The organism is Nocardia carnea (assembly GCF_029868855.1).
Classification (GTDB): Bacteria; Actinomycetota; Actinomycetes; order Mycobacteriales; family Mycobacteriaceae; genus Nocardia; species Nocardia carnea_A.
The window spans coordinates 12,071-38,099 of the sequence record NZ_JARWOV010000102.1; the positions used below are offsets into that span (position 1 = coordinate 12,071).

At 66.6% G+C, this 26,029-nt stretch carries 29 protein-coding genes and 1 riboswitch; of the genes, 14 read left to right on the top strand and 15 right to left on the bottom strand.

Features of this window, described 5'->3' with window-relative positions; all coding sequences use genetic code 11:
* Position 1 precedes the first annotated feature (1 nt).
* The 4 genes from QH195_RS09255 to QH195_RS09270 all read right to left on the bottom strand — a co-directional run bounded on the left by QH195_RS09255 (position 2) and on the right by QH195_RS09270 (position 3,637).
* Entirely contained in the window at positions 2 to 1,246 is a 1,245-nt protein-coding gene (locus tag QH195_RS09255; protein WP_348537349.1) for an NAD(P)/FAD-dependent oxidoreductase, read from the bottom strand.
* Positions 1,247 to 1,346: 100 nt separating this feature from the next.
* Positions 1,347 to 2,561, bottom strand: coding sequence for an O-succinylhomoserine sulfhydrylase (locus QH195_RS09260; RefSeq protein WP_280435047.1), 1,215 nt, complete (start codon positions 2,559 to 2,561; stop codon positions 1,347 to 1,349).
* Positions 2,558 to 2,974: a rhodanese-like domain-containing protein gene (locus QH195_RS09265; protein WP_280435048.1), complete on the bottom strand. Its 417-nt coding sequence runs from the start codon at positions 2,972 to 2,974 to the stop codon at positions 2,558 to 2,560. The genes QH195_RS09260 and QH195_RS09265 overlap by 4 nt, the downstream gene beginning before the upstream one ends.
* A gap of 16 nt (positions 2,975 to 2,990) precedes the next feature.
* Positions 2,991 to 3,103, bottom strand: a riboswitch (SAM riboswitch).
* Between the two features lie 63 nt (positions 3,104 to 3,166).
* Positions 3,167 to 3,637, bottom strand: a complete 471-nt coding sequence (locus QH195_RS09270) for an Rv0361 family membrane protein (protein WP_280420259.1) — start codon at positions 3,635 to 3,637, stop codon at positions 3,167 to 3,169.
* Positions 3,638 to 3,862: 225 nt separating this feature from the next.
* Between QH195_RS09270 and QH195_RS09275 the strand changes: the two genes are divergently transcribed.
* Positions 3,863 to 5,251 carry an FAD-dependent oxidoreductase gene (locus QH195_RS09275; RefSeq protein WP_280420260.1) on the top strand — a complete coding sequence of 463 codons (1,389 nt, stop codon included), beginning with the start codon at positions 3,863 to 3,865 and terminating at the stop codon, positions 5,249 to 5,251.
* A gap of 73 nt (positions 5,252 to 5,324) precedes the next feature.
* Entirely contained in the window at positions 5,325 to 6,209 is an 885-nt protein-coding gene (locus tag QH195_RS09280; RefSeq protein WP_280435049.1) for an amidohydrolase family protein, read from the top strand.
* A gap of 183 nt (positions 6,210 to 6,392) precedes the next feature.
* Here the strand turns inward: QH195_RS09280 and QH195_RS09285 are convergent, their stop codons facing one another.
* A complete protein-coding gene (locus QH195_RS09285; protein WP_280435050.1) occupies positions 6,393 to 6,875 on the bottom strand; it encodes a DUF456 domain-containing protein in 483 nt (160 codons plus the stop codon).
* Between the two features lie 155 nt (positions 6,876 to 7,030).
* Here QH195_RS09285 and QH195_RS09290 point away from each other — a divergent pair, with 155 nt between their 5' ends.
* A complete protein-coding gene (locus QH195_RS09290) occupies positions 7,031 to 7,837 on the top strand; it encodes an MOSC domain-containing protein (RefSeq protein ID WP_280435051.1) in 807 nt (268 codons plus the stop codon).
* A gap of 461 nt (positions 7,838 to 8,298) precedes the next feature.
* On the opposite strand, the gene QH195_RS09295 is transcribed toward QH195_RS09290, so the two are convergent.
* Positions 8,299 to 8,835 carry a TetR/AcrR family transcriptional regulator gene (locus tag QH195_RS09295; RefSeq protein WP_280435052.1) on the bottom strand — a complete coding sequence of 179 codons (537 nt, stop codon included), beginning with the start codon at positions 8,833 to 8,835 and terminating at the stop codon, positions 8,299 to 8,301.
* 90 nt (positions 8,836 to 8,925) lie between these two features.
* Here QH195_RS09295 and QH195_RS09300 point away from each other — a divergent pair, with 90 nt between their 5' ends.
* Positions 8,926 to 9,876, top strand: coding sequence for a quinone oxidoreductase family protein (locus QH195_RS09300; protein ID WP_280420265.1), 951 nt, complete (start codon positions 8,926 to 8,928; stop codon positions 9,874 to 9,876).
* Positions 9,877 to 10,010: 134 nt separating this feature from the next.
* Here QH195_RS09300 and QH195_RS09305 read toward each other — a convergent pair whose 3' ends face one another.
* Complete coding sequence (locus tag QH195_RS09305; protein ID WP_348536821.1) at positions 10,011 to 10,556, bottom strand: PadR family transcriptional regulator; 546 nt, start codon at positions 10,554 to 10,556, stop codon at positions 10,011 to 10,013.
* Between the two features lie 47 nt (positions 10,557 to 10,603).
* Between QH195_RS09305 and QH195_RS09310 the strand changes: the two genes are divergently transcribed.
* A complete protein-coding gene (locus QH195_RS09310) occupies positions 10,604 to 11,170 on the top strand; it encodes a peptide deformylase (RefSeq protein WP_280435054.1) in 567 nt (188 codons plus the stop codon).
* 114 nt (positions 11,171 to 11,284) lie between these two features.
* Here QH195_RS09310 and QH195_RS09315 read toward each other — a convergent pair whose 3' ends face one another.
* Positions 11,285 to 11,893 (bottom strand): TetR/AcrR family transcriptional regulator, encoded by a 609-nt coding sequence (locus QH195_RS09315; RefSeq protein ID WP_280435055.1) that lies wholly within the window; start codon positions 11,891 to 11,893, stop codon positions 11,285 to 11,287.
* Between the two features lie 98 nt (positions 11,894 to 11,991).
* Between QH195_RS09315 and QH195_RS09320 the strand changes: the two genes are divergently transcribed.
* The 4 genes from QH195_RS09320 to QH195_RS09335 all read left to right on the top strand — a co-directional run bounded on the left by QH195_RS09320 (position 11,992) and on the right by QH195_RS09335 (position 14,996).
* Positions 11,992 to 12,873 carry an alpha/beta fold hydrolase gene (locus QH195_RS09320; protein WP_280435056.1) on the top strand — a complete coding sequence of 294 codons (882 nt, stop codon included), beginning with the start codon at positions 11,992 to 11,994 and terminating at the stop codon, positions 12,871 to 12,873.
* A gap of 113 nt (positions 12,874 to 12,986) precedes the next feature.
* The gene (locus QH195_RS09325; protein WP_280435057.1) at positions 12,987 to 13,916 is read left to right on the top strand and encodes an ABC transporter ATP-binding protein; all 930 of its coding nucleotides are present in this window, start codon (positions 12,987 to 12,989) and stop codon (positions 13,914 to 13,916) included.
* On the top strand, positions 13,913 to 14,764 hold the full coding sequence (locus QH195_RS09330; RefSeq protein ID WP_280435058.1) for an ABC transporter permease: 852 nt from the start codon (positions 13,913 to 13,915) through the stop codon (positions 14,762 to 14,764). Before QH195_RS09325 ends, QH195_RS09330 begins: the two co-directional genes overlap by 4 nt.
* Positions 14,754 to 14,996 carry a helix-turn-helix transcriptional regulator gene (locus QH195_RS09335; RefSeq protein ID WP_280420272.1) on the top strand — a complete coding sequence of 81 codons (243 nt, stop codon included), beginning with the start codon at positions 14,754 to 14,756 and terminating at the stop codon, positions 14,994 to 14,996. Before QH195_RS09330 ends, QH195_RS09335 begins: the two co-directional genes overlap by 11 nt.
* Before the next feature lie 59 nt (positions 14,997 to 15,055).
* On the opposite strand, the gene QH195_RS09340 is transcribed toward QH195_RS09335, so the two are convergent.
* Positions 15,056 to 15,433 carry a MerR family transcriptional regulator gene (locus QH195_RS09340; RefSeq protein WP_280420273.1) on the bottom strand — a complete coding sequence of 126 codons (378 nt, stop codon included), beginning with the start codon at positions 15,431 to 15,433 and terminating at the stop codon, positions 15,056 to 15,058.
* A 53-nt stretch (positions 15,434 to 15,486) separates the two neighbouring features.
* On the opposite strand from QH195_RS09340, the gene QH195_RS09345 reads away from it, so the two are divergent.
* Positions 15,487 to 16,116 carry an NAD(P)H-dependent oxidoreductase gene (locus tag QH195_RS09345; RefSeq protein ID WP_280435059.1) on the top strand — a complete coding sequence of 210 codons (630 nt, stop codon included), beginning with the start codon at positions 15,487 to 15,489 and terminating at the stop codon, positions 16,114 to 16,116.
* Between the two features lie 104 nt (positions 16,117 to 16,220).
* Here the strand turns inward: QH195_RS09345 and QH195_RS09350 are convergent, their stop codons facing one another.
* On the bottom strand, positions 16,221 to 17,024 hold the full coding sequence (locus QH195_RS09350) for an alpha/beta fold hydrolase (protein ID WP_280435060.1): 804 nt from the start codon (positions 17,022 to 17,024) through the stop codon (positions 16,221 to 16,223).
* A 273-nt stretch (positions 17,025 to 17,297) separates the two neighbouring features.
* A complete protein-coding gene (locus QH195_RS09355) occupies positions 17,298 to 17,837 on the bottom strand; it encodes a methylated-DNA--[protein]-cysteine S-methyltransferase (protein ID WP_280435061.1) in 540 nt (179 codons plus the stop codon).
* A 149-nt stretch (positions 17,838 to 17,986) separates the two neighbouring features.
* Between QH195_RS09355 and QH195_RS09360 the strand changes: the two genes are divergently transcribed.
* On the top strand, positions 17,987 to 19,084 hold the full coding sequence (locus tag QH195_RS09360; protein ID WP_280435062.1) for a CaiB/BaiF CoA transferase family protein: 1,098 nt from the start codon (positions 17,987 to 17,989) through the stop codon (positions 19,082 to 19,084).
* A gap of 86 nt (positions 19,085 to 19,170) precedes the next feature.
* Here the strand turns inward: QH195_RS09360 and QH195_RS09365 are convergent, their stop codons facing one another.
* Positions 19,171 to 19,758 carry a PadR family transcriptional regulator gene (locus tag QH195_RS09365; RefSeq protein ID WP_280420294.1) on the bottom strand — a complete coding sequence of 196 codons (588 nt, stop codon included), beginning with the start codon at positions 19,756 to 19,758 and terminating at the stop codon, positions 19,171 to 19,173.
* Positions 19,759 to 19,876: 118 nt separating this feature from the next.
* On the opposite strand from QH195_RS09365, the gene QH195_RS09370 reads away from it, so the two are divergent.
* The 3 genes from QH195_RS09370 to QH195_RS09380 are packed head-to-tail and all read left to right on the top strand — an operon-like array spanning position 19,877 to position 23,389.
* A complete protein-coding gene (locus QH195_RS09370; protein WP_280435063.1) occupies positions 19,877 to 20,998 on the top strand; it encodes an aromatic ring-hydroxylating dioxygenase subunit alpha in 1,122 nt (373 codons plus the stop codon).
* A 1-nt stretch (position 20,999) separates the two neighbouring features.
* A complete protein-coding gene (locus tag QH195_RS09375) occupies positions 21,000 to 21,989 on the top strand; it encodes a PDR/VanB family oxidoreductase (protein ID WP_280435064.1) in 990 nt (329 codons plus the stop codon).
* Positions 21,990 to 22,042: 53 nt separating this feature from the next.
* Positions 22,043 to 23,389: an MFS transporter gene (locus QH195_RS09380; protein WP_280435065.1), complete on the top strand. Its 1,347-nt coding sequence runs from the start codon at positions 22,043 to 22,045 to the stop codon at positions 23,387 to 23,389.
* Between the two features lie 118 nt (positions 23,390 to 23,507).
* Here QH195_RS09380 and QH195_RS09385 read toward each other — a convergent pair whose 3' ends face one another.
* From QH195_RS09385 to QH195_RS09395, 3 genes are all read right to left on the bottom strand, one after another.
* Positions 23,508 to 24,038 carry a polyketide cyclase gene (locus QH195_RS09385; protein ID WP_280420281.1) on the bottom strand — a complete coding sequence of 177 codons (531 nt, stop codon included), beginning with the start codon at positions 24,036 to 24,038 and terminating at the stop codon, positions 23,508 to 23,510.
* A gap of 197 nt (positions 24,039 to 24,235) precedes the next feature.
* The gene (locus QH195_RS09390) at positions 24,236 to 24,835 is read right to left on the bottom strand and encodes an ABC transporter permease (RefSeq protein WP_280435066.1); all 600 of its coding nucleotides are present in this window, start codon (positions 24,833 to 24,835) and stop codon (positions 24,236 to 24,238) included.
* Positions 24,832 to 25,950: a medium chain dehydrogenase/reductase family protein gene (locus QH195_RS09395; protein ID WP_280435067.1), complete on the bottom strand. Its 1,119-nt coding sequence runs from the start codon at positions 25,948 to 25,950 to the stop codon at positions 24,832 to 24,834. The genes QH195_RS09390 and QH195_RS09395 overlap by 4 nt, the downstream gene beginning before the upstream one ends.
* Positions 25,951 to 26,029: the final 79 nt, after the last annotated feature.

The following is a 26,029-nucleotide window of genomic DNA, read 5'->3' on the forward strand; positions in this document are numbered from 1 at the left end:
GCTAACGGGTGAATCTATCGGGGCGCAACCACTCGGACTCGTTACGTGTCGGCCCGGGACCGATGACGTACTCGGTAATCAGCTCGGCAGTAACGGGAGCGAGAATCATGCCCCACATCCCATGGCCTGTGGCAACGGCAAGGTTCTCGACTCCCTTGGCTACGCCGACAAGGGGCAGGCCATCAGGGCTACATGGGCGCTCGCCGGCCCACTGGTCGATAACGCGCCGATCCCGCAGAGTGGGTAACACGGTACTTGCGACATCGACCAATGCGGCGCCGCGCTTATGAGCAACGGGTCGGTGTTCGTTACCGAACTCGATCGATCCACAAACGCGAACGCGGTCTTCGAGGGGCGTTACGACGATACGGTGCTCCTTTATTCGGACAGGAATCGTGGGATCGAAGCCAGACCGGGCCGCCAGATCTACGACGTATCCCCGGCCACCGCGCAGGGGAAGTCGTATACCCACCTGTGCGGCCAAGGCCGCCGAATGTAGTCCTGCGGCCAGCACGACCTTCTCGGACCGAATCGTGCCGCTGGGTGTTCTGACCCCCACGACGCGGCCACTGTGGGAAAGCAGCTCCTGAACTGGTGTCCCGAAAACTATTTCGGCCCCGTGACCGGCTGCGTCGTCGAGCATTGCTCTGACGAAACTGCGGCTTTCCAGCGTCCACTCCTCGGCTTCGTGAGTGCCACCTGTGACCGGCGCCAAAGTCGGTTCGAAGCCTTGCAGCTCCGCATAGGAGAGGAGCTTCTTCTTCTCCTTCTGGTGCGAGCGGAGATACACGTCGATTGCCCCCGTCTTCCTGAACGTAGGGTTCAGGCCGAGGTCGGCCAACGCGCAGTGAAGTTCCGTGCTCCGGATCGCCAGATCCTGCATTCGGGCTCGAGCGATGCTTGCACGGTGCGGGGCCGCCGACACGATCAGTCTGCTCATCCACGGAACCAGCGTTGGATCGGGCATCAGGCGTACAGCGGGAGGGCGACGAAGCATTTGGACCGGCGCCTCGCGGAGCAGCGCCGGCGTCGCCAGCGGGGTCACGTGGCCCGGAGCCACGATGGCGGCGTTGGCATAGGAACAGCCCCCGCCGATCGCGGGTGCCCGGTCGATAACGGCTACACGGACGCCCCTGCGCGCCAAACTCTGTGCAACGCCGGCACCGACAACGCCTGCGCCGATGACAACACAGTCGAATGATCGACCGTTACTCCGCTCGTCAAGGGGGACCATGTGTCGAAACATAGTCTTCCCCCAGACCGCTCGCTTCCTCCCTGAGGGAGGCAGTGAGCGCTTCTGTCGCTGCCTGTAGACGGGAAGAAGCGTATTGCGTCGATCGGAGTGCTCAGCGCAGCGCGTGGTCCAGGTCGCCGAGGAGGTCCTCGATATCCTCGAGCCCCACGGAGACCCGTACGACCCCGTCCGACAGGCCGATACTCGCGCGCCCCTCCGGGCCCATGGCCCGATGGGTGGTGGTCGCCGGGTGGGTGATCAGCGATTTCGCGTCGCCGAGATTGTTGGAGATATCGATGATCCGCAACCCGTTGAGCACCTCGAAGGCGCGCTTCTTGGCCGCGTCCGCGGCGGCTTTCAGTTCGAAGGTCACCACGGTGCCGCCGCCGCTCATCTGGTCGGCGGCCAGCTTGTACTGCGGATGCGTTTCCAGGAACGGGTAGCGCACCCAGCTCACCGCCGGATGCTCGTCGAGGTAGCGCGCGATCCGCAACGCCGATTCGGTCGACTGCCGGACCCGCAGCGGCATGGTTTCCAGCCCCTTGAGCAGCGTCCACGCGTTGAACGGGCTCAGCGCCGGCCCGGTGTGCCGCATAAGGGTTTTGACCGGGCCTTCGATGTATTCCTGCGAGCCGAGGATCGCACCACCGAGCACCCGGCCCTGGCCGTCGATGTGCTTGGTGCCCGAGTACACGATCACATCGGCGCCGAGTTCGAACCCGCGCTGCAGCAGCGGGGTGGCGAAAACGTTGTCCAGCACCACCTTCGCGCCCGCGGCATGCGCGAGCTCGCACACCTTGCGCACGTCGACCAGGGTCTGCATCGGGTTGGCCGGGGTTTCGAAGAACACCGCGGCGGTGGGTTCGGACAGTGCCGCTTCCCACTGGTCGAGGTCCTCACCGTCGACGAAAACCGTCTCGATTCCCCAGCGCGGGAGGATCTCGTTGCACACCACGAAACACGACCCGAACAGGCTGCGTGCGGCCACCAGCCGGTCACCGGCGCGCAGCAGTGCCCCGAGCGCGACGAATACCGCCGCCATACCGCTGGCGGTGGCGAAACACGCTTCGGCGCCGTCGAGCAGCCGCATCCGTTCCTGGAAGGTGGCCACGGTCGGGTTGCCGTAGCGGGAGTACACGTAGTGCGGGGAGTCGCCGGTGAACGCGGCCTCGGCGGCCTCGGCGCTGGCGTAGACGAACCCGGAATTCAGGTACAGCGCCTCGGAGGTCTCCTCGAAACCGGATCGGTTCAGGCCGCCGCGGACGCCCAGCGTGGCCGGTCCGACACCTTCGGGCAGGACGCGTTCGAACGCGCCACCGCTGATCACGACTGCCGCCAGGGGAGTCCCAGGGCTCGCCAGCCGGTGCCACCACGATGCCCGAATTCGTCCAGTGGGCCTTCGAAGCCGTCGGAGATGTTGTAGGAGGGTGCGATACCGGCCGCGGTCGCGGCGTTGGCGGCATGCGCCGAGCGCTGGCCCGAGCGGCACAGGAACAGCACCGGCGCGTCTGCGGGGCGGTCGCCCAGCGCCGTACGCAACTGGTCCAGGAACCCGGTGTTGCGGGCGCCGGTGGAATCGACCCATTCCACCAGCAGCGTCGGTTTGGCGACGGAGCTGGTGTCGGGAACACCGACGAATTTCCATTCGGCTTCGGTGCGCACGTCCACCAGGACGGCGTCCGGGTTCTCGGCCAGCAGTTCCCAGGCCTGCTGTGGACCGATATCGCCTGCGTAACTCAACGTGATACCTCCTGCGAATCCGCACTTGCCGCATCCGTTCGATGCGTGCCAGGTCGTCACCCGGAGCACCCCACCGCGGAGGAGGGTTGCCGACCAGCGAGCCGGGGCTTGGCGCTGGCACTCATGACCTAATCCAAGAGATTGCCCGGACCTGCCCGGCCTGTCAAACCCCGGTTGACGTCCGGCGGGAACTCATTCGACCGGCTGGTTGCACACCTTCCAGTCGCCGTCGGTCCGGAACAGCCACCAGGTCGACGTCGCTTCCTGGTCTTCGACCCGGCTGGTCACTTCGATGGTCGCGGTCTCGCCGTTGACCTGCACCGGTCCGAATTTCGTGATCTCGACATCTTTTCCGGTCTCGCCGGGTTGCAGCCGCCCGGCCATGGGCGACCGGGCCGGAACGAAACCGGGGCACACCGCTTCGCGCGGTGGTTCCGGCCCGTAGCGGCTGCTCACATCGGCGAACTCGCGGACCGCTCCGGCGATCCGGTCGGAATCTGTGACATTTTTCTCAACCGGCGCCAGCCAGCCGGTGAGCACGATGCCGCCCAGGATCACGGTCGCGATCGCCGCGGCCACGACGAACGGAGTGATCGTGCGCTGTGGTGGGGTGTCCTCCGGGTCGGTGGGCGCCGGTTCGTCAGCGGGTCCGGGATCGCTCATACCGATGATCATCCCTGGTCCCGGGATCGGTGGTGTGCCCACACCCCGATAGAATCGCGGATGACCGCGGGTGGACGGCACAGCAGTCGCCGCGGGGACGTGGGAAGACGTAGTGCCGGCCGACCGGTACGGCGCGATTACGGCGCATACAAGCCACGCGTCAACTTAGCCTAAGCTAAGTGCAACGCCAGTGATTCTTTCGACCGATAAGGGTGCGCGAAACAGATGACCGAGCAGAAGGAAGCGAATCGCCCGCTTCGGATCGCGATCGTGGGGGCTGGTCCGGCGGGAATCTACGCCGCTGATGCGTTGATGAAGTCGGACGCCGAGGTCTCGATCGACCTGTTCGAGCGGATGCCCGCCCCGTTCGGGCTGATCCGCTACGGTGTCGCGCCGGACCATCCGCGGATCAAGGGGATCGTCACCGCGCTGCACAAGGTGCTGGACAAGGAGCAGGTGCGTCTGCTCGGCAATATCGATTACGGCACCGATATCACGCTGTCGGATCTGCGGCGCTTCTACGATGCGGTGATCTTCTCCACCGGCGCCAACGCCGACCGGGCGTTGCCGATCCCGGGTATCGACCTGGACGGCTCCTACGGTGCCGCCGATTTCGTGTCCTGGTACGACGGGCACCCGGATGTGCCGCGCACCTGGCCGCTGGACGCGGAGAAGGTCGCGGTGCTGGGTGTGGGCAATGTGGCGCTGGATGTGGCGCGGGTGCTGGCCAAGACCGGTGACGAACTGCTGCCGACCGAGATCCCGCCGAACGTCTACGCCGGGCTGAAGGAGAACAAGGCCGTCGAGGTGCACGTCTTCGGGCGCCGCGGTCCCGCGCAGGCCAAGTTCACCCCGCTGGAGCTGCGGGAACTCGATCATTCGCCGACGATCGAGGTGATCGTCGATCCGGAGGACATCGACTACGACGAGGGTTCCGAGGCCGCGCGCCGGCATTCCAAGCAGGTGGATATGGTCGCCAACACCCTCGAGCAATGGGCGATCCGGGATCAGGGCAACCGCCCGCACAAGCTGTTCCTGCACTTCTTCGAATCACCCTCGGAGATCCTGGGCGAGGACGGCAAGGTCGTGGGGCTGCGTACCGAACGCACCCAGCTCGACGGCACCGGCAACGTCAAGGGCACCGGGAACTTCCGCGACTGGGATGTCCAGGCGGTGTACCGGGCCGTGGGGTACCTCTCGCAGAACATCTCGGAACTGCCGTTCGACGATCAGGCCGGGGTCATCCCGAACGAAGCCGGCCGCGTGCTGGTCGACGAGGACGCCGACGGTTCCGCCCGCTACATGCCCGGCACCTATGTGACCGGCTGGATCAAGCGCGGCCCGGTCGGGCTCATCGGTCACACCAAGGGTGACGCCAACGAGACGGTGGCCTGCCTGCTCGACGACAGCAAGAATTTCGGTGCTGCCGAGAACCCGGAACTCGACGCGGTGACCGACTTCCTGGAGAGTCGCGGTATCCCGTTCACCACCTGGGCGGGCTGGTACCGCCTGGACGCGCACGAGCGTTCACTCGGCGAGCCCGAGGGCCGGGAACGGGTCAAGGTTGTCGAACGCGAAGATATGCTGCGCGCCAGCGAACCCCACAAGGTGTAATTCCGAGCCCGCTCCGGCCGTCCAGAGTTTGCCGGAGCGGGCATCACCACGACATATCAGGCATTCTGTATCCGTGTTCGATGCCCATGTGCACATCATCGATCCGCGATTTCCGCTGATCGAGAACGAGGGCTACCTACCGGAGCCGTACACCATCGCCGATTACCGGCGCCGGATGTCGCGGTTCGAGCTCTCCGGCGGCGCGGTGGTCAGCGCGTCCTTCCAAGGAAACGACCAGAGCTACCTGCGGGCGGCGCTGGCCGAACTCGGGCCGGGCTGGGTCGGCGTCACCCGGCTCGATCTGGATGCCTCCGATTCGGACATCCTCGATCTGCACGAGGCCGGGGTGCGGGCGGTGCGGTTCAATCTGAAACGGGCTGCTGCCGATATCACCGGAATGACCCGCCAGGCCCTGCGTGCGCACGAACTCGTGGGCTGGCATGTGGAAATCTACGTCGACGGCCAGATGCTGGCCTCTTTGCAGCCGGTGATCCTGAAACTGCCGAAGGTGTCCATCGATCACCTCGGAATGTCCGAGGAAGGTCTGTCCTATCTGCTCGACCTGGTCGATCGGGGTGCCCGCGTGAAAGCGACCGGATTCGGGCGGGTCGATATGGATGTGGCGACGGCGCTGCGCCGGATCCACGCGGTGAACCCGGAGGCGCTCATGTTCGGCAGCGACCTGCCCGGTACGCGCGCCGGCCGACCGTTCCGGGAGGCCGATGTGGAGCTCATCGCCGATGTGGTCGGCACCGATATGCACGCGGTTCTCGAGGACAATGCCCGCGCGTTCTACGGACTGCCGCCCATCGACCGAACCCTCGAGGACCCCGCTCCGACCCTGCCGATGTTCGCTCCGTCGCTACGGGAAGCCGCCCGCCGCCCCGCCTCCGACGGCACCACCCGGCCACTTCCGATCCTCGATCCGCGATCGGGGCGTGCGCACGGTCCGGAATGAGGAGATGATCCGGCCACGCCGGGCACCGGCTGTTCGGCCTCGGATCGCCGGAGCCCGGAATCCCGGGGCATACGCAGTCCGATCCGGCCATGAGCCGATCTCGCAAGCGCAGCGGCGACCGTCGGCCCCGCCGGTCGATATGTAGGTCGGCCGGACCTCCGATTCACGCGTTTCCAGGTGGTGTCAGGTGGCGATCGCCCCGATCACCCAGACTCCGCTCGCGAGCAGGGCGCCCAGCAATTCCACCAGAATCGACAGGCCCACCCCCTTGATCGCATGCTTGCTCGACACCCAGGCCTGCCGGTTGTCGGGTATCCGGGCCATCTCCGAGAGATACACCCCCACAACGAAACCCACGAACAGTCCGATCACCGGAATCACGAAGAACCCGACGATCCCGGCGAGCCCACCCAGCAGCAGGGTCCGGTTGGGAATCCCCGCCTCCTTCAGATTCCGGCCGGGCCAGGTGTATTTCACCACCCCCGAGATCACCAGCAACAATGTGCTGATCCCCAGCACCACCCACGCCATGGTTCCGCCGGTGAGGAATGCCCACACCGCGACCGCCGCGAAGATCAGGATCACCCCCGGCAGAATCGGCACCACGATACCGATCAAGCCCACCAGAATCACCAGGCCGACGATGATTTCACCCCATACGCTCACGCCACCAACGTAGCCCGAGTCGCAGTTGCGTGCCGGACCGGCGGAACGTGCCGACCCCGACGGCGGGACCGCCGCCGGGGCGGTCGATATAATCGCGGGTTCCGTGACGATCGGGCTCGACGAACGGGTGACCGAGCAGAGGAGGTCGATAGGTAGTGCAGGTTACGACACTGCGCCGATACCCGGTGAAATCCATGCTCGGCGAGGACCTACCCGAAATGGTGGTCGACGAGAGCGGTGCCGCCGGGGACCGGGCGATGGCAGTTGTCGATACTGCCACCGGTCGGGTCGCCACTGCCAAACAGCCACGGTTGTGGCGGCGGCTGCTGCAATGCTCGGCTACCGGCGAACCGGGCCGGGTACAGATCACGTTGCCGGATGGGCGCACCGTCGAGGCCGGTTCGCCCGACGCCGCGCTGCTGCTGAGCGAACTGCTGGAGCGTGACGTCCGCCTCGGCGATCGGCGCCCCGACGGCGCGGAAATGGAACGACCGGACCCCGAGGATGTGCTGGCCCGTGGCGTGGATGCGCCGCTCGACTACGCGACCCTCCCGGTTGGCGCCGGCACCCCGGGTGCTTCGTTCGTCGACTTCGCGCCGCTGCATCTGATCACCACCGCCACCCTGGACCATCTCGATATCGAGGGCCTGAGATACCGGCCGAACCTGATCGTCGCCACACCGCCGGGGTTTTCGCCGTACGGCGAAAACAACTGGATGGGAAAGGAATTGACCATCGGCGGCGTGCGGCTGTCGCCGATAACCCCCACTCCCCGCTGTGCCGTGCCGACCTTGGAACACGGCGACCTGCCGCGTGCCCCGCAGGCGGTCCGCCGCCCGATGGCCGAGAACCGGGTCGATGTCGATATCCCGGGACTCGGCGCACTGCCGTGTGTCGGGCTGTACCTGGCTGTGGTGCGGGGCGGTGCCATCCGAACCGGAGATCAGCTGGTAATCGGCTAGCCCGGCGATCCTCGATGCCGAACATGCCGCCACGCGCACGTACTGATCACGCCCATCGCGAGGAAACCGATCCAGGAGGGCCCGGCCGGGGCCGAACCAGCGAGCGAGGAACCCGCCCAGCAGGGTTCCGGCTGCGACACCGATGACGTCGAGCAGGCTGTGCACGCGGACGATCCGCCCCGGCAATCGCTCCGGAACCGCCCGCTGCCGGACCGTGGAAACCGCCACGCCCCAGATCGCCGCGTGCACACCGAAAGCCGCGATCGTCGCCCGGCAATCCATGCGTCGGTGGTGAGCGCGAGCACGAGATGGGTAGCCGTCTCCGCGATCAGGCCCGCCCGCGACGCCGATCTGGTGGCCGCCGTAAGTGTTTCCCAGGATTGCTCAGTTTGTGCGCGGGCGGTCATTTCGTACCCAGCGCAGCCCCCGTTGCCGGCCGAGGTGGATCCGCACGGTGGCGTCTATCCCGGTGGGTCGAGTCCGAGCACGCGCGCGGTGATGTCCAGGACGCCGGCGCGGTGGCGCCGGTCGCCGACGAAGTCCGTGAGATCCGGTCGCATGCTGGAGAACAGGGCCAGGGTCAGGAATTCCGCGTCGGCATCGGGGTCGAGCTGGGCGATGAGTTCGGTGAGCTGAGTACGCCAAGGTGCCCAGGTCTCGGAATTGCACCCATCGGGCATGACGCGGGTGAGGGGTTGCAGTTCGATGGCGGTGAGATCGAAAACCGCAGCTACGTAGGCCAATATTCGTTCTCCCACCGGAACCGTCGTATCCGCCGCCTGTTCGCGCGCCGCATTCCACGCGCGCTGGGCTCGGTCGTCGAACACGGCGCGGATCAGGCCTTCGCGGTCGGTGAACCGCCGGAACAGCGTGCCCTTGCCCACCCCGGCGGCCGCCGCGATCTCGTCCATGGAGACGTTGTCGCGTTTGTCGTCGCAGATCAGGCGCCCGGCCACCGTGAGGATCGCGGCGCGGTTGCGTTCGGCGTCGGCGCGCATCGAGAGCCTCCTGTTGACATAAGCGGACTGATGGTCCGTATGATAGCGAACAGCTAAGCGGACTGACAGTCCGGAACGAGAGGTGGAGTTATGCGTGCCGTTCGCTATCACGAGTACGGGCCTCCGGAAGTACTGCAGATCGAAGAGGTCGACGACCCGGTTCCGGCCGCGGGCGAACTGCTCGTTCGGACCGTCGCCACCGGCGTCAACTACTTCGAGGTCCAGGTGCGTGCCGGGGTCCTGCCCGAACCGCTCGGCCTACCGCTGCCGCATACCCCTGGTATCGAGGTGGCCGGAACGGTGACCGCGGTCGGAGCCGGCGTCGACACGAGCCGGATCGGTGAGCGCGTGGTCGCGACCGTGGGTACCGGCAGCTACGCCGAACTGGTGGCCGTACCCGCCGCGGACGCCCGGCCTCTGGATGAACGACTCGGCGAGCACCAGGCGCTGGCGCTGCTCGGCCAAGGCGCGACGGCCGTGGGCCTGGCCGAAGTGGCCGAGCTCGGCCCGGGCGATACGGTGCTGGTCGAAGCCGCGGGCGGCGGTATCGGAACCTTGCTGGTGCAGCTCGCCAAACGGGCCGGCGCCCGGGTGGTCGCCGGAGCGAGTGGAGACGCCAAACGCGCCTTGGCCGCCGATCTGGGCGCCGACACAACTGTGGATTACACGCGACCCGGCTGGACCGAAGAAGCCGGACCGGTATCGGTCGTATTCGAAACCGTCGGCGGGCCGACTGCCCGTGAGGCGTACAGTCTGCTCACCGAACCCGGAGCTCGGATGGTGGTTTTCGGTACCGCGAGCGGAGCACCGGTCGAGATCGGCTCGGATCTGCTGCTACCGGTGGGTGCCGCGCTGATCCCGTTCAGCCTGGGCTATCGCCCGCAGCGGTGGGCCGAGTACATCAGGCGCGCAGAGGAACTGACGGTGCGTGGCGAAATCGCGCCGGTCGTGGGAACGGTGCTTCCGCTGGCGGAAGCGGCCACGGCACATCGCGCGTTCGAGGAGCGCACGGCGCTGGGGAAAACGATTCTCACCGTTTGACCCTCCGGGCACCTCCGGCCCGAGTCCAGCGGCAGCCTCGGGCCGGTCCGACTCGGCTGCTTCGCAGTAGATATCGAGGTCGCGGTGCGGTGCGGTGGGGCGCGGGTCGGCCGTTGCCGACAGTAACCAGTGGCTCAGTGGGGTGTGGTGAGTTTGTCGATATCGGCGAGGACCCGTTCGTGCCAGTCGATTTCGCTCTGGATCCGGATTCGGACATGTTCGACGATCAGATCGTCGGCCATGTTCTGGTCCGGCCAGCGGCGGTCGAGTTGGTGTTCGATGCGGGAGCCGCGGGCGCGGAGCGCGGCGATGCGGTCTTCGAGGTAGCCGCGCAGCAACTCGCGGTCGAGGTCGGTGCTGACGGCCAGGGCCAGGTCGACCGGGTCCGGTCGCAGATCGACTTCGGTGAAGGCTTCGTCGCGCAGGGCGCGCAGTTCGCGGTGGCCTTCGTCGGTGATCTCGTAGACGGTGCGGGCGGGCAAGGCGCCGTGCTGTTCGGTGCGCAGGGGGCGGATGAGGCCCTCGTCCGCCATCCGGTGCAGGGCGCCGTACAGCGAACCGGGTTTCACCTGCGACCACAGGTCGGCGCGGTCGAGGCGGGCGTCCCGCCGGAGCTGATGACCGTGCATCGGCCCGCGCCGGGAGAGTGCGGCGAGGACGAACAACCGAGTTTCGTTCACCATGCAAGTCTGACACGACTACTCGTTTTTGAGTACTCTCTATTGACGTGACTGTCCGACCGATTCTGATCGCCGGTGACCCGCGCCTGGTCACCCCGGCAACCCCGGTGGCCGTGTTCGACGACGAGCTCGCCGCCTTCGTCGAGGACCTGTTCGACACACTCAACGCCGCCAACGGTGCCGGCCTGGCCGCGAACCAGATCGGTGACCCGCGCGCGGTTTTCGTCTACGACCTCGTGGATGTCGACGGCCGCCACCGCGGTCACGTGGTGAACCCGGTTCTGGAGACTTCCGCGATTCCGGAAACCATGCCCGACCCGGACGATCTGGAAGGCTGCCTTTCGGTGCCGGGTGAGTGGTTTCCGACGGGGCGTGCCCACCGTGCTCAGGTCACCGGCGTCGATTTGAACGGTGAGCCCGTATCCGTCGATGGCACAGGCTATTTGGCGCGCTGTCTACAGCACGAAACCGACCACCTGGCCGGGCGGCTCTACCTGGACCGGCTGCTCGGCCGCAACCGCCGCGAGGCCCGCCGCATGATCAAACAGCGGCAGTGGACGGAACCCGGTCGTAGCTGGCTTCCAGGGGTGGATCCCGGCATGGACGAAATCTGAGTCACCGTTCGAACTCGGGAGGGTTGCCGGGCGCCTGTGTAAATCCGCGGCGACCCCGATTGTCACCGAATACGCCCGTTCGTCGGCGCGGCCGGGGGCGGGTGCGGCGGAAGGTCAGCCGGTCGCGTCCGGCCCGCAGACGCGGTCGAGGAGATGGTCGACCAGGGTGACCGCCGAGTCCGCTGTGTAGTGGCCTTGGATCATCCCCTGGGTGATTCCGCCGGCTGCTACCAGGATGAGTTCCGCATCGAGTTCGTGGGTGTTCGGTCCGGACGGTGCCGGGCCGGTTCGGTCGAGTTGCTGGGTGATCAGGGTGACCAGCGCCCGCGGTGCCGCCAGTGTCTCTTCGCCGGTGATTCCCTGTCCCGTGGTCGCGGCCGCGGCGAAGGCGCCGAGGACGATCGCTTCCTCTCGGCGCTGGTCGTCGAGCGGGAGTAGTTCGGTCAGTACGGCCCGCACGGCTTCGCGGGGGTTGGCCTGTTCGCCCAGTTCCGACCATCGCTGCGCGAAACGGGCGCCGGCGTCGTCCATGACGGAGCGGTGCGTGGCGAGCAGGAATTCCCGTTTGGTCCCGAAGTAGTACTGCACCAGGCGTACCGAGAATCCGGCCTCGGCGGCGACCGTTTGGAAGGTCACAGCTCCCAGGCCGCCTGTCACGATGACGCGGCGGACCGCGCTGGTGATCTGCCTGCGCCGCACCTCGTGGTCGACCAATCGCGGCACGTGGCCCGCCTTTCCTCCGGAAATCGGTTCTCGCCTTGATGGTATAGCCATACCCTGTATATGGTATGTACATATCATCAAAACCGAGAGGGAAGACCATGCCGAAGCTGGGTCGATTCGCCGATGAACAGGCAAAAGCCGCCTACCTGCGTCATTACGATGCAGTCGCGGCACGCTGGCCGGTTCCGTCCGAGGATTCGGACGTGGAAACGTCCTTCGGGACAACGCGGGTGCGGAAGTCCGGAAGTGGCGGCAGCACGCCGATTCTCTTGTTGCCCGGCCTGTCCGGGAACGGCCTGCTGTGGAGTCCGTTCATCGCGGAATTTTCGCGCGACCGTGCTGTCTACACTCCTGATGTCATCGGGTGGGCGGGGCGCTCGGTTCAAACCGCGCCGGTCCGCAACGGTGGAGATATCGCACGGTGGGTGGTCGAGGTATCGACCGCCCTCGGGCTGGATCGCGTGCATCTGGCCGGTGGTTCGATGGGCTCCTGGCTGGCCGCGCAGGTCGGGGTCCATCACCCGGAGCGGCTGGCGAGCTTGACCATGTTCGAACCCAGCGCGGCGACATTCACCAAACCGCCCCTGCGGGTGTTGCTGAAGTTCTTCGGTATGGGTATGCGGCCCGGCCCCGAGGCGATGCGCAAATTCAACGGATGGCTCACTCCGGGGGTCGAGTACACCGGCGCAGAGTGGGAAATGATGCTCGCGGGTATGAAGTTCCGGTCGGCGCTGCCCTGGGATCGGCCACTCACCGACGGGCAACTCGCCGCTGTTGCCGCTCCCTTGCTGGTGCTCTACGGTGCCGACACTGTGATCAACGATCCCGAGGCCGGGGCGCGCCGGGTGCGTGAGCATGTTCCCTCGGCCGAGGTGGAGATCTACCCCGGGGTGGGGCACGAGCTGCTGTGGGGGATTCCGGATCGGGTCGTACCCCGGTTTCTCGAATTCGTGCGCAAGCACGACTCGGTACGTGCGTGAGGTGATTCTGCCCCGTTCTGTCCTGTTTGCACGGAAAGTGAGGGAGTACTGACACCTCCATATGTAGTACATGTGCTACATTATGTTCAAGTTGGACAACTTGGGAGGTCTGAATGGCTTCGGGTGACGACGTAGTACTCGATGTCGCCGCGCTGCGCATGCGCTACGACACCACGGACGTGCTGCGTGATGTGACGTTCCAGGCGCGGCGAGGGGAAGTCCTGGTGATGCTCGGGCCGAACGGGGCGGGGAAGACCACCACCCTCGAGATACTGGAAGGGTTTCGCACGCGTTCGGCGGGCGAGGTGCGTGTCCTGGGCGTCGATCCGGCGCACGGCGGCGAAGCCTGGCGGGCTCGGGTCGGTGTGGTGTTGCAGTCCTGGCGCGACCACGCCAAATGGCGGGTACGGGAACTGCTCGCCCACCTCGGCGCCTACTACCGGCCCTACTCCGATGGCCGAACCCGAGAACCTTGGGACACCGGAGAACTCATCGAATTGGTCGGGCTCGCCGAGCAAGCGGGTGCCAAGATCTCCACGCTCTCCGGCGGGCAGCGCCGGCGGCTGGATGTGGCGATCGGAATCGTCGGCCGGCCGGAATTGCTGTTCATGGACGAACCCACCGCCGGTTTCGATCCCGCGGCCCGGCGCGATTTCCACGATCTCGTGCACCGTCTCACCGACCTCGAGGACACCACGGTCCTGCTCACCACCCACGACCTAGACGAAGCGGAGAAACTCGCCGACCGGATCCTGATCCTGGCCGGTGGGCGCATCATTGCCGACGGTTCGGCAGATGAGCTGTCCCGCAGTATCGCCGGGGACGCCGAGGTCCGATGGACGCTGGGCGAACAGCGGTTCGTGCACACCACCACGGAATCCACGAAATACGTCCACGAACTGTTCAAACAGCACGGCGACCGGGTCGGCGATCTGGAGGTTCGCAGCGCGTCGCTGGAAGACACCTATATGACGTTGGTCCGCCGATACGAATCCGGGGAACCCGGGGCGGCCGTTCATACCCTCGCGGAGGTCACCCGATGAATCCCACCGCCACCGCCGTACGCGGCGGTTTCGCCCGCGCCTGGATCGAACTGCGGCAGATGTACCACAGCGCACCCGAACTGATCGGGCAATTCCTGACGCCTGCCCTGTCCCTCGGTGCGCTGTACCTCCTGCGCAACCGGGAGTACGCGGACAGTGAACTGTCGATCGCCGAACTCGCGCTCCCCGGACTGCTGGGGAGCATCATCGCCTTCAACGGCCTGTTCGCGATCACCAATGTGCTGGTGCTCGACCGTGAGGACGGCACACTCCTGCGAGCCAAGACCATCCCGAACGGCATGGTCGGATATTTCGTCGGCAAGATCACCACGGCGGCGGGATCGGTTCTCGTGCAGGTGCTCGTGGTATTCGCGGCCGGTATGCTGATCATCGGCGGATCGGCACCGGACGGTCCCGGCGCGTGGCTCACATTCGGCTGGGTCGTACTACTGAGTCTGCTCGCCACCCTGCCGGCCGGCGCGATCCTCGGTGGTGTCCTCGAGGGACCGCGCGCGACCTTCCTGCTGACCATGCCGCTGATGGGTCTCATCGCGATCTCCGGCATCTTCTACCCGATCACGGCGCTGCCCGGTTGGTTGCAGGCCGTGGCCCAGGCCTTCCCGATGTACTGGGCAGGTCTCGGTATGCGGTCGGCGCTGCTGCCGCCCGAGACGGTGACCATCGAGATCGACCAGTCCTGGCGTCACCTCGAAACCGCCGCGGTCCTGGGAGTCTGGGCCGTCGCGGGCCTGCTCATCGCGCCGGTAGTGTTGCGACGCATGGCGCGTCACGAATCAGGGTCGAGTATGGCCGCCCGGCGGGAGAAGGCGATGCAACGTGCCTTCTGAGGTCATCTACAACCGGATCGCGATGCTGCGCGCCGAGCGCGGTATCTCGCGGCGTGAGCTGGCCGACGCGCTGGGCGTCCACTATCAGACCGTGGGCTACCTGGAACGCGGCGAATACAGTCCCAGCCTGCACCTGGCGTTGCGGATCGCCGCGTATTTCGAGGTAGCGGTGGAAGTCGTGTTCTCCACCACGCCGTTTCCCCGGCTCGGGTCGGCTTCGGAATCGGCCTGAGCTGCCGGCTTCGACCCCTTCGCAGAGAGCCGGGACCGTCGGTCGCGCCTTCTGTCGAATCAATTCGGCGTGGAACCCGCCTCCGCCTCGATGCTCGAGCGGAGTCCGAGAATATTGGCCTTCTCGGCCTGGAGCCGGGCAATTCCGGCGTCCAATCGGCTTGTCCGCTCGTCGAGCTGCGCCAACGCGGCTTTCCGGTCGGCATCGGAGGCACCGGCCGGGTCGATGCAGGCGACCTGCAGAATCGCTGCGGCCTCGGACAGTGACAGGCCGGATGCGAGCAGACAGCGTATGTGGTCCACGATCTGGACATCCTCGGGGCCGTACTTCCGGTAACCGTTGGTGTCTCGTTCAGGCGAGAGGATTCCGGCGCCCTCGTAGTGCCGGAGCATTCGCGGGCTTGCCCCGGTGGCCAGGCTCAAATCGCGTATCCGCATCCGGCTGCCTCTCCTTGACATTGACGTTAGTGTCATACTTTAGCTTCGCCGGTATGACGAACGAAGACAATCGGCCGAAGGTGATGCTCGTGGTCGCGCATCCGGACCACGAATCCGCTACCTGGGCGGTGGCGCGGGCCGTCGAGCACGGCATCCGATCCGACGGAAACACCACCGCCGTAATTCACGATCTGGTCGCGTCCGGGTTCGATCCGGTCTACGGGAAAGCGGATCTGGCGCACCACCGAGGGCTTTCGGAACTGCCCGCCGACGTCGGGCGCGAGCAACAACTGCTCGAATCGGCCGAGGTGACAGTCGTCCTGTTTCCCGTCTACTGGTGGTCCATGCCCGCGCTCGCCAAAGGCTGGTTCGACCGGGTATTCGGTGCGTACGACGACGTTTCGCACGGTAGCCCGAGTGCCGTACAGGAACTACATCTGGTCGCGCTGGCCGGTCTCGGTGAAGGCACGTTTGCCCGGCACGGATACAAGACGGCGTTGACGACCCAGACGATGCACGGCATCGCCGACTACTCCCGGATCGGCGATGCCTCTATCGAATTCCTCTACGACACCGAATCCAAGGACCCGGATGTCCACGAGCAACTGATCGCACAGGGACACAAGATCGGCGCGAAGATGGCTCAGCGTGCGCACATGGCATACGACCGGGTTGGGGTCTGAGCGATTCGGCGTGCACGCCGGCTTGCGGGCCGGGCGGTCGATCGAGCGGCAGGGCCCCGCCGGGGAAGCCTGCCGCATCACCTGGCGGCAGCCGAGCAGAGGTATCAGAACAGGAAGTCCGCGAGGATCCGGGCAACATCGCGGGGAACCGTGGAGGGGGCGAAATGCGTCTGCCCGGGCAAGGTTTCGAGATGTGCGCCCGGCATCACCGCCGCGAGTCGTTCGACGGTTTCCGGCATCGGCTGCCAGGTGTCCGAGCCGCGCATGAGCAATGTCGGCGTGGTCACCGAAGACCAGCGGTCCAGGTAGCTGGTGTCGCCGACCATCGACTCCAGATCCCGGCTCCAGCCGTAGGAGTCGTCGGGGGTGTCCGCGGCGGCGTCGATCGCGGCCGACTGCTCGAGCAGCGCGGCCGGCACCCGGGCGACCTTCTCGGCCAGCAACCGCTGGGCTTCGCCGCGGTCACCGTTCGCCGTGAGTTGCTCGAACCGTGACAGAACGGGCGCGAGTTCCGCGCCCGCCGCGTACAGCGGAGGCTCCCACAGGGCCAGCGACCGGACGGCCAGCCCGGAAGCCGCCGCGTGCAGGGCCACGGTCGCCCCGTACGACATCCCCACGAGGTGGGCCGGTCGGCCGATCATGTCGATGATCGCCCCCAGATCGCGCACCTCGTCCGTGAAATGTTTCGGGGTCCGCCCCGGCCCGCTCGGCGCATAGCCGCGCCGGGCCGGCAACCACAGATCGAACCGGTCCGGTAGATGCTCGGCCACCGGCTGCCAGGAATGCAGCCCGCCGCCGGAACCGTGGATCATGATCACCGGTGACCCGTCCCCGGCCCGGTGATAGCAGATCATGGTCCCGTCGAATGATTCGAAGGTCGCGGGCGGCAGGTCGGTGAACAACGGCATGCGCATACTCTCGCAAAAGTCCGCCCCGCCCCTCCAGCGCATTCGCGTCTCGATTCTCGCCGGCCGGGTTACTGCTTCCGCGTAGCCGGAACCGACTACCGAGCAGGTACCGGGGGCCGTCGGCAATCGGCCTTGTCTCGGTCGGCCGGACGATCCGATGGCTCGAGGCGGGCAGCCACGGCTTCCTTTTCCGAGGACCGGAGCGCGAGCCGTCGGCTCCTGATCGCGGTGGCGCGAGGTGTTTCGAGCAGCCCGGGTGCGTGTCCGGCCTGATCAGAAGAGGGTCGGTTCGCCGAACCCCGCCGTGCGTTCGATGGCGAGTAGGCGCTGTTTGGTTTCGATACCGCCTGGTGCGGAGAAGCCGTGCAGGGCGTGGTCGGCGGCCAGGACCCGGTGGCAGGGGATTATGAGCGGGATCGGGTTGCGGCCGAGTGCCTGGCCGACGGCCTGGGCGGCGCCGGGCGCGCCGATGCGATCGGCGACCTCTCCGTAGCTCAGGGTGCGGCCCGGGTCGATGGCGCGGGTGACGGTGTAGACAGCGCGGTGGAATTCCGGCAGGCCGGTGAGGTCGAGCGGGATCCGGCGGAGATCGTCCAGATCGCCGTCGAGATGAGCGCGGATTCGGGTGAGCACCTCGGCACGGGGTCCGGTTTCGGGGGTGGGGACCCGGCGGGCCTCGTCCATGAGCGGACCGGTCAGGAGATCAGGGCCGGGCAGCCGGAATCGGACCACCGCGTCACCGCGCCACGCGACAGCGCAGCGGCCGATCGCGGTGTCGAAATCCGTCGCGTCGAACAGGGCGGTGCCGGGCATGTCCACAGTCTGCCCGGGCGCACCGACAGCTGCGGAAACCGGATCGATCGCGGGCGACACCGTGACGTGACGCACCTGTTGTCATACTGTCAATATGTCCGCGGGCGGCCGCGGGCAGACACTGGATCGACGACGAACCGAGGTACGGCGTGAGCACACCATCCACCGCCAAGCAGGGCCCGCTCGCGGGCATTCGCGTGATCGAACTGGCCGGGATCGGTCCGGGGCCGCATGCCGCATTGCTGCTCGCCGACCTCGGTGCCGATGTGGTGCGGATCCAGCGGGCCGGCCAGCTCCCGGGTGGCGCCGACCGCCCGACGCTGCGGGGGCGCACCGTCGTGGAGGCGAACCTGAAGGATCCGGCGGATATCGAGAAGGTGCTCGGCCTGGTGGAAAAGGCGGATGTGCTGCTGGAGGGGTTCCGACCGGGCGTCACCGAGCGGATGGGGCTGGGGCCCGATATCGCCTTGGAGCGCAACCCGCGCCTGGTCTACGGGCGGATGACGGGCTGGGGCCAGTTCGGTCCGCTGGCCGACCGCGCCGGGCACGACATCAACTACATCAGCCTCACCGGCGTACTGCACGCCATCGGCCGTAAAGGCGAACGTCCGGTGCCGCCGCTGAACATGGTCGGCGATTTCGGTGGTGGTTCGATGTTCCTGGTCTTCGGTGTGCTCGCCGCCCTGGTGGAACGCCAGAACTCCGGTAAGGGGCAGGTCATCGACGCCGCCATGATCGACGGCACGCTGGCCCTGTCGCAGATGATCTGGGCCTTCCGCGGGATGGGCGCGTGGAGCTCGGAACGCGGCACCAACCTGCTCGACACCGGTATGTCGTTCTACGACACCTACGAGACCTCCGACGGCAAGTACATGGCGGTCGGCGCGATCGAACCGCAGTTCTACGCGCAGCTGCTGGCCGGACTGGAGATCGATCCCGAAGGCCTGCCGTTCCAGATGGACCCGGCCGGCCAGGACGAGCTGAAGAAACTCTTCACCGAGAAGTTCCGCAGCAAGACCCGCGACGAATGGTCGGCGATCTTCGCCGGTACCGACGCCTGCGTCACCCCGGTGCTCACCTTCGAGGAAGCCACCGAGAACGAGCACATCGCCGCTCGCGGTTCGCTGCTCGAACTGGAGAACGTCACCCAGCACGCACCCGCGCCGCGCTTCTCCCGGACGCCCAGCGGTATCCCGACCCCGCCTCCGACCGAACCGGCCTCGATCGATTCCGTCTGGGCCGACTGAACCGGAAGCAGGCCGGCCCGAGGTTGTCACCCGGGCCGGCCTCGTCCGAACGCAGGTTCGCGTGCCGGCCTGTCGGCGCCACGCCGCTACTCCTGCGGCGAAAGCCGATCTATCAATTCGAGACCTTTTCGCGCCCAAGTTATTTCGGCTTCGGCGCGCATGATCAAACCATCGTAGGCGAACGCCTTGTACGCCACGATCCGTTCGTGGTCCGCTTCGGGGTAACGGGCCAGCCGACGGCTGATGGTGGGACTGCTGGCGTCGAGGATCGCCTGCCGCTGCGCCACCCACTGGGCGAGTTGTTCGGTGTAGTGCGCGATATGGCGGTGGAGGTGTTCGCGCGCACTGTCCGGGTCCGCCCATTCGAAGTAGGCGGCCTGCATATGCGGTGCGTCTCGTAGTGGGGCGTAGTCGAGGGGTGTGTCCATCCATTTGCGGAGAGCGTGGATCCCGTCGTCGGTGATGCGATAGCGGGTCTTGGTACTCCGGGGACCCCAGCGCACCTGTTCACCGTCGACGAGACCCTCGGCTTCCATCCGCCGGAGTTCGGGATAGATCTGCGAATCCGGCGCGTGCCAGACGTGTCCCACCGAGCCGCTGAAGCGTTTCGCGGCGTCGTATCCGGTGAGAGGTTCGGCGGTGAGCAGCGCCAGTAGGGCGTAGCGGAGGCTCATCGCGATCTCGTCTCCCATCGAGTGACGTGCTCTTGCCAATGACTATATCCATAGCTAGTGTGTGCGCCACATCACCCAATAACTATGGTGATAGCTAGTTGCACGTCCGGAGGACCTCATGACCGATCTCGGCCCCACCGGGGCAACCGCCAAGAACATGGCCTACCCCGCCGACGCCTGGTACGCCGCTGCCTGGGACCACGAAGTGGGGCGGCGCGAGATCCTCGCCCGCACCATTGCCGGTCGGCCGCTCGCCCTGTACCGCACCGAGGACGGGCGCCCGGTCGCCCTCGCGGATGCCTGCTGGCATCGGCTGGCCCCGCTGTCGATGGGCAAACTCATCGGCGCCGACGGCATTCAATGCCCCTATCACGGTCTGCAGTACAACTCGGCCGGCCGGTGCACATCGATGCCCGCCCAGCAGACGATCAACCCCTCGGCGATGGTCACCTCTTACCCGGTCGTCGAGCGGCACCGCTTCGTATGGGTGTGGACCGGCGATCCGATGTCGGCCGACCCGGCGACCATCCCCGATATGTTCCAAATGGATTCACCGGACTGGGCCGGGGACGGCCGGACCATCGATGTGCGGGCCAACTACCAGCTCGTTCTCGATAACCTGATGGATCTCACACATGAGGAATTCGTGCACTCGTCGTCCATCGGCCAGGAAGAACTCAGCGAATCCGATTTCGTGGTCACCCACGACGAGCGCACCGTCACGGTCACCCGGTGGATGCACAACATCGACGCGCCGCCGTTCTGGCTGAAGAACATGCGGGACAAGTTCCCCGGTTTCGAAGGCAAAGTGGATCGCTGGCAGATCATCGAGTTCCAGGCGCCGGGGACGATCCGGATCGATGTGGGCGTCGCCGAGGCCGGTACCGGAGCCCCGGACGGCGACCGCAGCCGAGGCGTGAACGGCTTCGTGATGAACACGATCTCGCCGGTCGACGAACGTAGCGCGCTGTACTTCTGGGCATTCATGCGTAACTACCGACTCGACAGCCAACTGATCACCACCCAGCTCCGCGACGGTGTGCACGGTGTATTCGCCGAGGACGAAGCCATGCTCACCGCCCAGCAGAGCGCCATCGAAGCCAACCCGGATCACGAGTTCTACAACCTCAATATCGACGCCGGTGGTATGTGGGTGCGGCGGATCCTGCAACGGATGATCGAAGCGGAACGGCGCGGGACCGCCGATACTGCCGCATTCAGCGCGGAAGCGGTGCAGTGAGATGGCGGACAACCAGATCATCTGGCAGAACGGCCGGGTCACTTCGACGAGCCGGGTGGCCGAGGGTATCGCCCGGATCGATATCGCCACCGAAATCGCCTGTCCCGCAGCGCCCGGAGCGCATGTGGATATCCGGACAGACACCGGCGATATGCGTTCGTACTCGATCGTCACCAGCGCCGACGGCGGCCGCCACCTCACTCTCGGGGTGCGGCTGTCGCCGGCATCGCGCGGCGGATCGCGGTTCATGCACGGTCTCGTTCCCGGCGATCCGCTCGTCCTCACGACCCCGCAGCAGAACTTTCCGCTCAGGATCGGCGCCCGCAGCTACGTGCTGCTCGCGGGCGGTATCGGCATCACCGCGGTGGCGGCGATGGCCGCGGTCCTGCGCCGGGTGGGTGCGGACTATCGCTTCGTCTATGTCGGCCGCAGCCGCGACGCCATGGCCTTTGTCCCCGAACTCGCCGCGTTGCACGGCGACCGGCTCGAGCTGCATATCGACGCCGAGGGCACCGGATTGGCGGTTCCCCGTTTTGTCGAAGAGATCGATGCGGGCACCGAACTGTACATGTGCGGTCCGATCCGGTTGATGGACGCGGTACGGCGCCGGTGGGAAGCCGCGGCGTTGCCGGGACCGAATCTTCGGTACGAGACCTTCGGTAACAGCGGATGGTTCGATCCGGAGGAATTCACCGTCGCTGTTCCCGGACTCGGCCTCGAAGTGGCTGTCGGCGAGAACGAATCGCTGCTCGATGCCCTCGAACGTGCCGGCGCCGACGTGATGTCCGACTGCCGGAAAGGGGAGTGCGGACTCTGTGTGGTCGACATCGTCGATCTCCACGGGACGATCGATCACCGCGACGTCTTCTTCAGCGAAGCGCAGAAATCCACGTCCACCAAGATGTGCGCCTGCGTTTCCCGCATTGTGCGCGATGCGAAACGCGGCCGGTCCCGCGCGGGTGGCGCCGCCGTGACACTCGACCTCCAGTAACACCACCCCAGCGCCCCCGGAACCGAGGGGCGCTGCCCCGGAAGGAAAATCGCGTGGACCTTCGCGCTCGCATCGACGCCTCGCCGATGCACCCTTATCAATGGCTGATCGTTGCGCTGTGTGTCGCGCTGAACCTGCTCGACGGGTTCGATGTGATGGCGCTTGCCTTTACCGCCAACAGTATTCGCGACGATTTCGGACTCGACGGCGCGACCATCGGCGTCCTGCTCAGTGCGGGTCTCATCGGTATGGCGGTCGGTGCGTTCACTCTCGCTCCGGTAGCCGACCGATTCGGGCGGCGGCCCCTGATCCTCGCCTCCGTCGCGCTCGCCACGCTGGGAATGGCGTTGTCGGCCGCCGCCGGCTCGGTGTGGCAGCTGGGCACTTGGCGAGTGGTCACCGGACTCGGTATCGGCGGAATCCTGGCCTGCACCACCGTCATCGCCAGCGAATACTCTTCCGGCCGCCGACGCGGTCTCGCCATCAGCATCTACACCGCCGGATACGGGATCGGGGCGACGCTGGGTGGACTTGCCGCCGTTCAGCTGCAGAACGAGTTCGGCTGGCGGGCAGTCTTCGTCACCGGTGCAGTCCTCACCGGTCTGGTACTGGTGCTGCTCTTCGTCGCACTACCCGAGTCGATCGAATTCCTGGCCTCCCGCGGGCGTCCGAGTGACCTGTCCGAGGTGAACCGGATCGCGGTGCGCATCGGGCAGGACCCGGTCGAGAAGCTCGAGGCAGGCACCGCGCCGGAGGAAAACCGGGCGGGACGTGCGACAGAACTGTTCTCGCTCCGGCATCGACGCCCGACGCTGCTGCTCTGGTTCGCCTTCTTCACCACGATGTTCGGGTTCTATTTCGTGAACTCCTGGACGCCGTCGCTGTTGGAGACGGCCGGGTTGTCGAAAGACCAGAGCGCCACCGCGGGAATGATGCTGACGCTGGGCGGTGCCGTGGGATCGGTGTTCTTCGGGGTGCTGGCCGGCCGATGGTCGACACGCGGGGTGCTGATCGTGTTCACCGTGTTGTCTGCGCTGTTCATGGCCGTTTTCATTGCTTCGACCACGATTCTCATGGTGGCGTTCGTCCTCGGAATCCTGATCGGCGGCCTGATCAACGGTTGTATCGCGGGCCTGTACACCCTGGCGCCGTCCCTGTACGGCCCGCGGGTGCGCAGCACCGGGGTGGGCTGGGCGATCGGAGTCGGCCGGGCCGGTGCCATCCTGGCCCCGACCGCGGCCGGTGTGCTGCTGGACCTCGGATGGACTGCGGAACAGCTGTATATCGGTGTCGCGGGAGTCGTCGTTCTCGCGGCGATAGCACTGACGTTCCTCCGCCCGGAGGTGCCGGGCAAGTCCGCCACTGCTGCTCCCTCGGCGGCGGTCGCACTCGGGCACTGAAACCTCGAGTCGTCTGAACCACACACCGGGCAGGTCGGGGGCCGGACAGGTGATGGCGCCGGCCGGCCCCCCGGTCCGGAGCGACCGATCGGCCCGACGGCCGGCGCAGGTTCTCGGCTCAGGCCGGCCGTGACGGGTCACCCGCGCTCCGGAGCACGGGTGCCCCGGCGACCGCTTTCGCGGTGGCGAGTCCGGCCAGATGGTGCAGCGAGTTGACGAGATGTTCGGGGCCGAACGGCGGGAAGTCGAGGTACTCGCGGATATGCGGGGGTACCGCCGACCAGTCATAGGTGTGCGTGACCTCGGTTTCGGCCGGGCCGAGCGGCGTCAGATCGTACCGCCAGAACCAGCCGCCGAACTCCAGCCGGCCGCCGTCCTTTTCCTCGCCGGTGAACCAGCCGATGGTGCGCGGCGGATCCAAGACGTGGACTTTGTTGGCGACCCGATAGTCACCGTTCGGATGGTTCGGGTGATACATGTCCATCCGGAAGACCTGGCCCACGCTCGTCAGCGGCGCTCGATCGGCAGCCTCCTGGACCCAGCCGGTCCCGTCGAGCACCGAATGGGTGGTGGGGTCGGCCAGTACCGCGAACACCGCATCGGCCGGTGCGGCGACGATCAGGGTTGCGCTCACGTGCTCCTCGGTCACGGTGTGCTGCTCCTTATCCGCTCGGCTCCCGGCAATCGGGGCTGATTCGGCTTCCCGTTGGTCGGCAGGGATGCTCACTTGGTAGACGACGTGCCGGCGTGGGATTCATCGGTCCGGCGAGGACGACCTGCGGAGCACGTTCGGTTTCCGTACGTGCTCCGCCGGCTGTGGCTCGCGGATTGTTTCGGTCAGTGGGATCAGCGGGCAGCGAGGCGGCGGAACTCCAGCAACGTGGCAATCGCGTAGCCGATGCCGCCGGCGCCGGCGAGGACCCAGAACGGGCCTGATGCGCCGAAGCAGAGCGCGACGCCCGCGACCAGTGCGAGCCAAGCGCCCAGACTGTAGTGCAGGACATTACGGCGGGCAGCGCCTTCGCTGAGATAGATGAGGCCGACGATCAGGCTGGAGCCGGCGGGCCACAGCACCGACTGCAGGTCGGGCAGGTCCAGGACGGACGTGAGACCGGTGATGGCGACCGCGAGGGCGGCGAAACCCACCACCCAGGACAGACCGAGGAGTTTTCCGCTCAACGCTTCGGATTCCGGCACGGTCCGCTGGGCGCGCAGGGCCGCGACGGTGGCGCATACCGTCCCGGTTGCGAGACCGATTCCGAGCAGCGTTATCGGCAACCACTCGGGCAGGGTGACCAGGGAACCGGGTCCTGTGGAAATCGCGGCGGCTCCGTGGCCGATGAGGTAGGCGAGGCCGAAACCGATGTAGGCGGCGCGGTTGTCGACCTCACCCGGCCGGGTGGCGGGCGAGATGTCGATCGGGGTGGCGAGGGTGGTGGTGGTCATGCTGTGTCTCCAGAGTCGCGGTGCGGGTCAGGCGTATGTGGTCGGGTTGTGGTGGCGGTTTCAGTCGGAGAGTGCGTCGGGTACGAGGACGACCTTCCCGGCGACGGTGCGGGATTCGGCCAGTGCCAGTGCGAACCGGCCTGGGACAGCGGGAATTCCGCCGCGATCTGGGGAGTGATCACGCCGTCCGCGACGAGCCGGAGAACCTGTGTGAGGTCGTCGCGCAGCCGGCTCCGGAAAGTATCGAGGCGGCGTTTACCGGCCCAGAAGTTGTAGAAGTGCGCGTTTTTTCCGTTGGGCAGGTAATTCCACAGCGTCAGCCGGGCGAACAGTTTCAGTACCGGCAATTGTGAATTACCGTCGATGTCCTTGGTCGACGCGGTGCCGTAGGAGACCAGCGTTCCGCCGCGCCGCAGCAACCGCCACGACTCGACCACTCCCGCACCGCCGACGTGATCGAATACCGCGTCCACACCGTCGGGTGCGATTTCGCTGATCCGCCGGTACATCTGCGGGTCGCGGTAGTCCACCGGGATCGCGCCCAGCTCGCGGACCGCCGGATGGTGCCGGGGCGCGGCCGTGCCGATCACCGTGACCCCGTGGTGGCGGGCCAGTTGTACGAGCGTCGAACCCACACCGCCGTTGGCGCCCAGAACCACGATCGTCCCACCGGGACGGACCGCGGCGGTGCGGTGCAGCATCTGCCAGGCGGTGATGCCGTTCACCAGCACGGTTTCGGCCGCGGTCGCGGTTACGCCGTCCGGTACCGCCACCAGGTCGGCGGCATCCAGGAGCAGGGCACTGGCCCAGCCGCCGACCTTGGTGACCGCGGCGAAACGCCGGCCGACGAGATCGGGGTCGACTCCCTGGCCGGTGGCCGTGACGGTGCCGACCACGTCGTATCCGGGAACGAAGGGGAACGGGGGCTGGTCGAAATACTTCCCGCGACGCATCTGCTGCTCGGCGAACGAGACGCCCGTGGCGGCGAGGGCCAGCACGACCTGCCCCGGTGGGGGCGAGGGGAGTTCGCGGGTTGTGACCTGGAGGCCGGCCGGCTCGACCTTGCCCGGCAGGACTATTTCGGTGGCGTAGGTGGGGGCGGTGCTGTGGCCCATGATGTGTATCCGATCGCTCAGAGGTAACGACCGTAAGGTTACGCATGTAAGTGCTAAATGTGCAAGAGCTAACAGCTGT

Bases quoted from the DNA above. Each gene is read 5' to 3' on its own strand.
- QH195_RS09255 (WP_348537349.1), bottom strand. From the start codon at position 1,246: ATGTTTCGACACATGGTCCCCCTTGACGAGCGGAGTAACGGTCGATCA.
- QH195_RS09270 (WP_280420259.1), bottom strand. From the start codon at position 3,637: ATGAGCGATCCCGGACCCGCTGACGAACCGGCGCCCACCGACCCGGAG.
- QH195_RS09275 (WP_280420260.1), top strand. From the start codon at position 3,863: ATGACCGAGCAGAAGGAAGCGAATCGCCCGCTTCGGATCGCGATCGTG.
- QH195_RS09295 (WP_280435052.1), bottom strand. From the start codon at position 8,835: ATGCGCGCCGACGCCGAACGCAACCGCGCCGCGATCCTCACGGTGGCC.
- QH195_RS09300 (WP_280420265.1), top strand. From the start codon at position 8,926: ATGCGTGCCGTTCGCTATCACGAGTACGGGCCTCCGGAAGTACTGCAG.
- QH195_RS09320 (WP_280435056.1), top strand. From the start codon at position 11,992: ATGCCGAAGCTGGGTCGATTCGCCGATGAACAGGCAAAAGCCGCCTAC.
- QH195_RS09325 (WP_280435057.1), top strand. From the start codon at position 12,987: ATGGCTTCGGGTGACGACGTAGTACTCGATGTCGCCGCGCTGCGCATG.
- QH195_RS09330 (WP_280435058.1), top strand. From the start codon at position 13,913: ATGAATCCCACCGCCACCGCCGTACGCGGCGGTTTCGCCCGCGCCTGG.
- QH195_RS09340 (WP_280420273.1), bottom strand. From the start codon at position 15,433: ATGCGGATACGCGATTTGAGCCTGGCCACCGGGGCAAGCCCGCGAATG.
- QH195_RS09345 (WP_280435059.1), top strand. From the start codon at position 15,487: ATGACGAACGAAGACAATCGGCCGAAGGTGATGCTCGTGGTCGCGCAT.
- QH195_RS09350 (WP_280435060.1), bottom strand. From the start codon at position 17,024: ATGCCGTTGTTCACCGACCTGCCGCCCGCGACCTTCGAATCATTCGAC.
- QH195_RS09355 (WP_280435061.1), bottom strand. From the start codon at position 17,837: ATGCCCGGCACCGCCCTGTTCGACGCGACGGATTTCGACACCGCGATC.
- QH195_RS09365 (WP_280420294.1), bottom strand. From the start codon at position 19,758: ATGAGCCTCCGCTACGCCCTACTGGCGCTGCTCACCGCCGAACCTCTC.
- QH195_RS09370 (WP_280435063.1), top strand. From the start codon at position 19,877: ATGACCGATCTCGGCCCCACCGGGGCAACCGCCAAGAACATGGCCTAC.
- QH195_RS09375 (WP_280435064.1), top strand. From the start codon at position 21,000: ATGGCGGACAACCAGATCATCTGGCAGAACGGCCGGGTCACTTCGACG.
- QH195_RS09390 (WP_280435066.1), bottom strand. From the start codon at position 24,835: ATGACCACCACCACCCTCGCCACCCCGATCGACATCTCGCCCGCCACC.
- QH195_RS09395 (WP_280435067.1), bottom strand. From the start codon at position 25,950: ATGGGCCACAGCACCGCCCCCACCTACGCCACCGAAATAGTCCTGCCG.